The following is an 8,541-nucleotide window of genomic DNA, read 5'->3' as shown; positions in this document are numbered from 1 at the left end:
CTCCGACATCGATCTGACCGCGCTCTACGACGACAGCAAGTCGCTCAACGAGGGCGCACTGACCATCCCGGGCTACAGCATGGACGGCTGGTACGGCCGGATCTACCGCGGCTGCGGCTATTTCGATCCGGACAAGCCGATCCGCAAGTACACCAAGAAGGAACTGCACGACCTGCTGCACAAGGAGCCCACGAAGATCAAGGTCGACGGGGTCAACCTGACCTATGCAGGCCTCATCCCGCAGATCCAGAAATCGTTTCTGTCCAAGGACGTCGACGCGATGCAGCCGCACATCCGCACGTTCGTGGAGCGGGCGGTGACGTTCACGATCTGTCCCGACTGCGACGGAACTCGACTGTCCAAGGAGGCCAGGTCGTCGAAGATCAAGGGCCGCAACATCGCCGACATCTGCGCGATGCAGATCACCGACCTGGCTGACTGGGTTCGCGGTCTCGACGAGCCGTCGGTGGCACCGCTGGTCGCCGGGCTGCAACACCTCCTCGACGCGTTCGCTGAGATCGGGTTGGGCTACCTCTCACTGGACCGGCCTTCGGGTACGCTGTCCGGCGGAGAGGCGCAGCGCACCAAGATGATTCGTCACCTCGGCTCGGCGCTCACTGACGTCACGTACGTCTTTGACGAGCCGACGGTCGGCCTGCACCCGCACGACATTCAGCGCATGAATGACCTTTTGTTACAGCTGCGCGACAAGGGCAACACCGTGCTCGTCGTCGAGCACAAGCCAGAGGCGATCGAGATCGCCGACCATGTCGTCGACCTGGGTCCGGGCGCCGGTACCGGCGGTGGCCAGGTGGTCTTCGAGGGAACGGTGGAAGGGCTGCGGACCAGCGACACCCTCACCGGTCGCCATTTCGACGACAGGGCCTCGCTCAAGAAGACGGTACGTTCGTCGTCCGGCGCGATGGAGATCCGCGGCGCGTCGACGCACAACCTTCAAAACGTGAACGTCGACATCCCGCTCGGCGTGCTGTGCGTGGTCACCGGCGTGGCTGGGTCCGGCAAGAGTTCGCTCATTCAAGGTTCGGTCGCCGGTCGCGACGGCGTCGTCGTCATCGACCAGGGCGCGATCCGCGGTTCGCGACGGAGCAACCCGGCGACGTACACCGGATTGCTCGACCCGATTCGCAAGGCGTTCGCGAAGATCAACGGCGTGAAACCTGCTCTGTTCAGCGCGAACTCGGAGGGCGCATGCCCAACCTGCAACGGCGCCGGGGTCATCTTCACCGAGCTGGGCGTCATGGCCACTGTCGAATCCATCTGCGAGGAATGCGAAGGCAAGCGGTTCCAAACGTCGGTGCTGGAGTACACGCTGGGCGGCAGAAACATCGCTGAAGTACTCGCGATGTCGGTGGCTGATGCGCTGGCGTTCTTCGGCGACGGCGAAGCGAATACGCCCGCCGCGCACAAGATCCTGGAACGGCTGGCCGATGTCGGACTCGGCTATCTTAGCCTCGGCCAGCCGCTGACGACGCTGTCCGGCGGCGAGCGGCAGCGGCTCAAGTTGGCCACCCACATGTCCGAGAAGGGCGGCGTCTACGTCCTCGATGAGCCGACCTCGGGGCTGCACCTCGCCGACGTCGAGCAGCTGTTGGGTCTGCTCGACCGACTCGTCGATTCCGGGAAGTCGGTGATCGTCATCGAGCACCACCAGGCGGTCATGGCCCACGCAGACTGGATCATCGACCTGGGCCCCGGCGCCGGACACGACGGCGGGCGAGTCGTCTTCGAGGGTGCACCAGCCGATCTCGTCGCCGACCCGTCGACTCTTACTGGCAAGCACCTCGCGGAGTACGTCGGCGCGAGCGATTGAGGTCGAAGAAGCTTCAATTTCACTACGACTGCTTCGCGCAGATCTCCTCGGCTGCGATCGGATTCATCGTGTCCATCACCAGCGTTTCGTGTTGCGGGCAGCCGTGGTGAATGGCGGTGATCAACACCAGCGCCCCGTCCATCTCGTCGAGTCCTCTGTTCTCCAGGCTGGTCATCCCGTCGATCACCCCGTCCGTGGTGGGATTGTCGTTGATGGCCTCACACAGCTGCACAGCGGAGGCTTCGATCAGTGACATGGGTGTTGCCGGATTGGCGTGTGCCACAGCCGAACTGGTCAGAACTGCGCTGGCGCCGATAACGGCCGCGCGGATAGCGGCTTTCTTAATCATGGCAGTTCCTTTCTTTCTCGCCGATCACTCGGCTTCGCCTACTGGAATCGTTGCTCGCATCCGGTGGGGTGAGCTCAGTAGGGCGCCACTGCAATCTCGTCTGGTTGTCGGCGCGGTACTACTTAGTCGCGATCTGCTCGACCATCGAAAAGTTAGTCGCGATCTGCTCTACCATCGAAAAGTCGGCCGGGATGACCCGGATTTGACAGTATCTCCGTGTGGCGTCGCGATGAGTTTTGCCCTCCGGTGCAGTCTGATCTGCATGGGCAAACTCATCTATGGCTTCAACGTGTCGGTGGACGGGTACATCGCCGATGCACAAGGCAACATCGACTGGTCCGATCCGAGCGAAGAACTGCACCAGTACTGGAACGACTTCGAGCGGGAGACCGCCCTGTCGTTCTACGGGCGGCGGCTCTACGAACTGATGTCCGCGTACTGGCCGACCGCCGACAAGGCCCCGGACGCCACCCCTCTGATCGTCGATTTCGCCCGCATCTGGCGCGACATGCCCAAGGTCGTGTTCTCGCGGACCCTGGAGTCCGTCGACTGGAACGCCCGCCTGGAACGCGGCGACCCGGTCGAGGTGGTGACGAAGCTGAAAGCCGAAACCGACGGCAAGCTGGAGGTGGCCGGCGCGACGCTGGCCGCACCGATCGTGCAGGCCGGACTGGTGGATGAGTACCGGATGGTGGTCACGCCCACCGCCGTGGGCGGCGGCATACCGTTCTTCCCGACACTGCCGTCATGGATCTCGCTGCGACTGGTGGAGAACCGCACCTTCCCGGGTGGCACGGTCCTGCTGCGCTACGAGGCGAAACACGACTGATCGGACATGCACAGCCAGGCGAGCTGCGGATGCACTACGAGGTAGACGACTCGTCGAGCGGCACCCAGATACTGGTGATGCACGGCGACCTGTTCGACATCCACCAGCAGTTCGGCGAACTGCTACCCCGAAAAACTCGACGACCCTCCGCAAAATCTGAGTGCAGTCGTGACCGTCGGACGTCACGGACCCGCACCGGTATGTCAGGCCAAGGCGAGGAACAACTTCTCCAGCTCCGCCTCAGTCATCGGTGGGTTCCCTTTGGCGTCGGCCCCGGAAATGCATTCGCGAAGTCCGGTGGCGACGATCTTGAAGCCGGCACGATCCAGCGCTCTGGACACGGCGGCCAGCTGAGTGACGACGTCCTTGCAGTCGCGACCCTGTTCGATCATGGAGATCACGCCCGCGAGTTGTCCCTGAGCCCGGCGTAGCCGGTTCAGGACCGCCGCAATGCTGTCTTCGTCACCAACCATGGTGGTGTCCCTTTCGCGTGATTCGTGTGCACCCGATATTACCCGTGGGGGTATTCGACGCTGTCTAGGCCGCGCCGGCGGTTGCTCGCGGGTGTCCGCTTAGGCGCCGCAGCGGGCAGTGTCCGTATCTGCTGCAAGCGACGTACAGCGATCCTGCGATAGCGCACAGTGCCGCTGCGGCGACACCCACGCTCAAATGGATCTCTTCGGCGAGGATGACCGAGGACATCGCAAGAACGAACCAGCCGAACGTGCTCCGCAACGCGTCGGGGTTGACCATAGAGGTCAGGCGTGCGCCCACCAGGGCGCCGAGCACGGCGGCGGCGGTCACCATACCGGCGACGGCCCAGTCGATTTCAACGCTGGACAGGTACCCGCCCAGGCCGGCGAACGACTTCATTGCGATCACGATGAGAGAGGTGCCGATCGCGATGGGCATGGGCAGTCCGCCAAGCAGTGCAAGCGCGGGCACGACAAGGAATCCGCCTCCGGCTCCGACCAGGCCGGTCACCAACCCGACGACGAGTCCTTCGGCGGTGATCTTCATGACGGGCATGCGGTGCTCGCCGTCATCCGAATCGATGGTCGTGCGTCCGCGCAACATGGCAATGGCCGTGGCGATCATCATGACGGCGAATCCGATGAGCAGGACAGAGCCAGGGATGAATCGGGCGAGCAGACCGCCGGCATAAGCGCCGGCCATGCCCGCACCGCCGAATATCAGGCCGGTGCGCCATTGCACATGACCGGCGCGTGCGTGCGAGACGGCTCCGATAGCGCTGGTGACGCCGACGACGAGCAACGACGTGGCGATCGCCTGTTTGGCATCCATGCCGGCGACATAGGCCAGCAGTGGGACGGTCAGGATCGAGCCACCGCCGCCGAGCAAGCCCAGCGCGATGCCGACGAATACGGCCAAACCAACCGCGAGGGAGATCACGTCGATCAGCTCGCCTTCTGGTCGGCCGGGGCGGAATCGACGAGCTGAGACACGATCGTCTGGGCATCGCAGGTTGCGCCACGGTTGTAGGGCAGCCTGGACAGCGCGATGCCCATCGCGCAGGTGTTGGTCAGCGATGCGACGGTCAGTCCGCCGCCAATCGCCGCCGCAACCCACTTGAGCTTCGGCAGGGCGATGCTGGCAAGAACGGTGGAGAGCACGACCGAGCCGGCAACCAGGCGCACCTGACGCTCCAGGTCCCAGCGCTGCGGGCCGCGGTTGACCGCGAAGCCGTTTGCCTCCCAGGCGGTGATGCCGCCCTCGAGGATGTGCACGTTGTCAAGACCGGCCTGGCTCAGGATCTGCTCGGCCTGCGCGGCACGGTGACCGGAGCGGCAAACCAGCACGATGCCCTGGTCGAGATGTTTGACGATCTCGTCGCGGTGCTCGCGCAGCAGATCGAGCGGAACGTTGTGGGCTTCGGCGATATGTGCGACCTCGAACTCGCCCGGTGTTCGAACGTCAAGAACGCGTGGGGGTGCGGCCGACCCGAGAAGCCAGCTGAGGTCCTGGGAATTGATGGGGGCATGTGCCGACATGTCGATGAGTCCTTCCGTTGATGTGGTCCGCGTTCATGATCGATACCACCGGGGGTATATTGGGGCTATAGTTACTCATACCCCCGGGGGTAACTGCAACCTCAGGGGCACGATGCCGTTGCCCGGTACCGAACGTAAGGACTCGAACCATGAGATTCATCCAGCACTACCTGGACTGCCTGTCGCACGCGTCGTATCTGATAGGCGACGAAACCACCGGGCGCGCAGTCGTTGTCGATCCTCAGCGTGACGTGGCCGAGTACCTGGCCGACGCTGAGGATCTAGGTCTGAGGATCGAACTCGTCATTGAAACCCACTTCCACGCGGACTTTCTGTCCGGTCACCTGGAGCTGGCGAAGGCCACCGGAGCGAGGATCGTTTACTCCTCGGTCGCCGAGACCGAGTTCGAGTCAGTGGGCGTCGACGACGGTGAGCGTTACTCGCTCGGTGACGTGACGTTGGTGTTCCGTCACACGCCTGGCCACACCCCCGAGTCGCTGTCGATCGTCGTATACGAGCGCGCCGACGACGAGATTCCCTACGGCGTCCTGACCGGCGACGCGTTGTTCATCGGCGATGTGGGCAGGCCCGACCTGCTGGCGTCGGTCGGCTTTACCCGCGAAGAACTGGCGAACAAGCTCTATGACTCGTTGCACAACAAGCTGATGACATTGCCCGACGCGACCCGGGTGTTCCCCGCCCACGGCGCGGGATCAGCCTGCGGCAAGAACCTGTCCACCGACCTGTGGTCGACGATCGGGGATCAGAAGCAGACCAACTACGCACTACGCGCCCCGGACAAGAAGACATTCATGGAGCTGGTCACCGAAGGGCAGCCGGCCGCGCCGAGCTACTTCGCCTACGACGCCATCCTCAACCGCAAGGACCGCGCGCTGCTGGACGAGACAAAGATGCCGACGGCGATGAGCTACCGGCAGGTGCGCGAAGTGATCGGTGGCGGCGCCGTTCTGGTCGATGGCCGCACTCCGGAGGAGTTCGCTCTCGGTCACCTTCGCCCCGCCATCAACATCGGACTTGAAGGCCGCTACGCAGAATTCGCCGGTTCGGTGCTGCCGTCCGACGTTGACATCGTGCTATTCACCGACCCGGGCCACGAACTCGAGGGCAAGAACCGGCTCGCGCGGATCGGTTTCGACCGCGTGATCGGCTACCTAGTCGAGCCCTATCGCGCCATGTTCGAGCATCAAGACGATGTCCAGGTCGCATCGCGGTTGACGGCCAAGGCATTCGATGAGAAAGCCCTCGAAATAGCCGACCTCCAGATCGTCGACGTCCGCAACCCGGGTGAGGTCGCGGCCGGAACCATCCCGAACGCGATGGCGATCCCAGTGGGGCAACTGCCCACGAGGATCAACGAGCTGGATCCAGCCAAGCCGACGGTGGTGTACTGCGCCGGTGGCTACCGGTCGTCTGTCGCCGCGAGCCTGCTGCGGCAGAAGGGCTTCTCCGACGTCAGCGACATCCTTGGCGGCTACGGCGCATGGGATGACGTTCACCAAAACGCCTGAGCGACAGGGAAAGGCAAACACCAGGACCACCGCCAAGCACAATCTTCTGATCGTCGGCGGGCCTGCGGCCTGCGCGGCCGGTTTCAGGCCTAAAAATAATTCGCTTGCGCGCGGCATAGCTTGATGCAAAAGTACATTCGGGGCCGGCCTACTGCTTGCTGTTAAGTGCATATCGGTAACAAGCGAATGTCGCTCCACCGCGGACCTTTTGGGCTCTGCGTAGCAAAGATGACGCAATTTGCACGGCAAGACGGATGGGATCTGCAGTGTTTCAAAGAAGGGGTAATCGGGTCAGGGCGGCAAAGGATCTCGTCGAGTTCGACAGCGCCTTCGTGCCGGCAGGAACCGAAGGTACTGTCGTCGCGACGACTGTCCTGGGTAGCCCGATGCGTGTCCGATTCGAAATCGACACGATGGTCGGCGCCAAGCACGTCACCATGGCTGTCCAACGAGGCGACATCTCCGTTAGTTGACGACGCTCGAATCTGGGCCAGCCGTTGTTGGCGCTTGTGGCGCTGGCCCTTTGCGAATTGTTCGGTGATCTTCTCGGCGCCGACGCTGCATTGGACGGCTGCGGCCCACGTCACGCCATGAAACGTCGGGGGAGACCGGGATCACCCGCTTGTCCCGATAAGCCCTGCGACACAAGGCAATTCGTCACAGTGACGGATTGTTGCGTTATGGCTGGGCGATTTGGGGGAGTGCGGCACCGTCCACGTACGCCCGATGAGTTCCGATGCTCCTCAGTTCATCCAATCGCCAACGGAACCTGGCATTCTCATCTGATGCAACTCGAGTACTGCATCAAGATGCCCATTGGAACACGTCGTCGGATGGCGATGTTGGGCGCAGGCCATCCGAGTGAGCCGCCTATGGGTCCGGTGTAGCGAAGACGAATAGTGCCATGAACGCAACGTTGATGAAGAACGTCGCCTCGACGAGGCCAACGGTAATCAAAAATGGTGTGAAAAGGCGGCTCTGGGCTTCTGGCTGCCGCGCCACACCTTCAATGAACTTCGATCCTGCGACGCCATCACCGATGCCGGCGCCGATCGCGCCACCGGCCAAAGTTATAGCGCCCGCAAGCAGTGCATTTCCCATGAGTTCGTCGGTCATCGCGCACCTCCACATTGAGCTGCTTAAGTACTATCCATCGTAGTACTACAGTCATGCGTAGTAAAGAGCCGGCGCAGATTGAAGTTGGCATCAGTGCTAGAGGCGGCGACTATGAGCATCGGTAGCTGCGGAGATGCGTTGGTACTGTGTGGTCGCCGATCGTGTAGCCGCGAAACCCCCAGGGCTAAATACGATGTGCTGCGGTCTCGCTGATCGACTGCCTGGCGGCCAGTGCTCGGACGGATTCGTAGAGCAGTGAGCCTCGGCAGGCACGTCATTAGACTCCTGTAGCTGGTTCCCAATAACGCTGCGCGCCAGGGTAATTCGTCACAGTGACGTATCGCCGACGGGTTTGCGGGGAGGGGGCAAAGGGTGGCGCTTGCCGGCCAGTGGCCAAATCATTGATTCCGTGATTGAGCGCACCGCAGCCTCGGCCTGCGCAGAAAGGTGCAGAGTGATTTGGCCCGGCATCGAACCACCCGTCGGAACTCGTACGGTCTCTGTAGGTTCAGCACATTGCCGTGCCACGCGAGCGCTTTCACTTCAGGGCAAGTCGCATCAGTTGTATGCCGATAAGCCACATTATGTCAAGTAAAGCACTGCATATTGCATCAGCTGAATCATTGCCTGGCCTCCTTGCCGGCCACCGCTCCTCGCGTCGTTTTTGGCTGCGTTGCAAGACTTTCCGCCCACCATCCGTGCGGTGCGGACTTGTGTCGGCTGCAATGCGCCCTATGACCGTGGCCGTTCCGGCGACACGCTGACCTGGGGTCTTGACGTGATGATGCAACAGAAGAATGGTCTGCGTCACGTCCGTCGGGGCGGCTGAGTGGAGCCGCTCCCCCGCTGGGGGACTGAAAGGCCGATCCTAGAAC

General features: G+C 62.6%; 8 protein-coding genes. 3 read left to right on the top strand and 5 right to left on the bottom strand.

From position 1 onward, the window contains the following. The coding region (locus tag VFH65_RS09820) for an ATP-binding cassette domain-containing protein (protein ID WP_353321032.1) at window positions 1–1,831 on the top strand (1,831 nt) is incomplete at its 5' end. Window positions 1,832–1,853: 22 nt separating this feature from the next. Here VFH65_RS09820 and VFH65_RS09815 read toward each other — a convergent pair. After that, window positions 1,854–2,180, bottom strand: coding sequence for a hypothetical protein (locus VFH65_RS09815; protein WP_353321031.1), 327 nt, complete (start codon window positions 2,178–2,180; stop codon window positions 1,854–1,856). A gap of 262 nt (window positions 2,181–2,442) precedes the next feature. On the opposite strand from VFH65_RS09815, the gene VFH65_RS09810 reads away from it, so the two are divergent. Further along, window positions 2,443–3,009 (top strand): dihydrofolate reductase family protein, encoded by a 567-nt coding sequence (locus VFH65_RS09810; protein ID WP_353321030.1) that lies wholly within the window; start codon window positions 2,443–2,445, stop codon window positions 3,007–3,009. A gap of 203 nt (window positions 3,010–3,212) precedes the next feature. On the opposite strand, the gene VFH65_RS09805 is transcribed toward VFH65_RS09810, so the two are convergent. The 3 genes from VFH65_RS09805 to VFH65_RS09795 form a co-directional block, all read right to left on the bottom strand. Further along, window positions 3,213–3,482, bottom strand: coding sequence for a metal-sensitive transcriptional regulator (locus VFH65_RS09805; RefSeq protein ID WP_353321028.1), 270 nt, complete (start codon window positions 3,480–3,482; stop codon window positions 3,213–3,215). A 64-nt stretch (window positions 3,483–3,546) separates the two neighbouring features. Beyond that, window positions 3,547–4,422, bottom strand: a complete 876-nt coding sequence (locus VFH65_RS09800) for a sulfite exporter TauE/SafE family protein (RefSeq protein ID WP_353321027.1) — start codon at window positions 4,420–4,422, stop codon at window positions 3,547–3,549. Window positions 4,423–4,427: 5 nt separating this feature from the next. Further along, the gene (locus VFH65_RS09795) at window positions 4,428–5,021 is read right to left on the bottom strand and encodes a rhodanese-like domain-containing protein (RefSeq protein ID WP_353321026.1); all 594 of its coding nucleotides are present in this window, start codon (window positions 5,019–5,021) and stop codon (window positions 4,428–4,430) included. 149 nt (window positions 5,022–5,170) lie between these two features. Here VFH65_RS09795 and VFH65_RS09790 point away from each other — a divergent pair, with 149 nt between their 5' ends. Continuing rightward, the gene (locus VFH65_RS09790; protein ID WP_353321025.1) at window positions 5,171–6,550 is read left to right on the top strand and encodes an MBL fold metallo-hydrolase; all 1,380 of its coding nucleotides are present in this window, start codon (window positions 5,171–5,173) and stop codon (window positions 6,548–6,550) included. A gap of 870 nt (window positions 6,551–7,420) precedes the next feature. On the opposite strand, the gene VFH65_RS09785 is transcribed toward VFH65_RS09790, so the two are convergent. Beyond that, complete coding sequence (locus VFH65_RS09785; protein WP_353321023.1) at window positions 7,421–7,666, bottom strand: F0F1 ATP synthase subunit C; 246 nt, start codon at window positions 7,664–7,666, stop codon at window positions 7,421–7,423. Window positions 7,667–8,541 lie beyond the last annotated feature (875 nt).

The organism is Mycobacterium sp., assembly GCF_035697385.1.
Lineage (GTDB): Bacteria > Actinomycetota > Actinomycetes > Mycobacteriales > Mycobacteriaceae > Mycobacterium.
This window is presented reverse-complemented; position numbering and strand designations above follow the sequence as displayed.

What these genes read in the sequence shown, in the direction of transcription:
- VFH65_RS09815 (WP_353321031.1), bottom strand. Translation starts at nt 2,180, where the DNA reads ATGATTAAGAAAGCCGCTATCCGCGCGGCCGTTATCGGCGCCAGCGCA.
- VFH65_RS09810 (WP_353321030.1), top strand. Translation starts at nt 2,443, where the DNA reads ATGGGCAAACTCATCTATGGCTTCAACGTGTCGGTGGACGGGTACATC.
- VFH65_RS09805 (WP_353321028.1), bottom strand. Translation starts at nt 3,482, where the DNA reads ATGGTTGGTGACGAAGACAGCATTGCGGCGGTCCTGAACCGGCTACGC.
- VFH65_RS09795 (WP_353321026.1), bottom strand. Translation starts at nt 5,021, where the DNA reads ATGTCGGCACATGCCCCCATCAATTCCCAGGACCTCAGCTGGCTTCTC.
- VFH65_RS09790 (WP_353321025.1), top strand. Translation starts at nt 5,171, where the DNA reads ATGAGATTCATCCAGCACTACCTGGACTGCCTGTCGCACGCGTCGTAT.
- VFH65_RS09785 (WP_353321023.1), bottom strand. Translation starts at nt 7,666, where the DNA reads ATGACCGACGAACTCATGGGAAATGCACTGCTTGCGGGCGCTATAACT.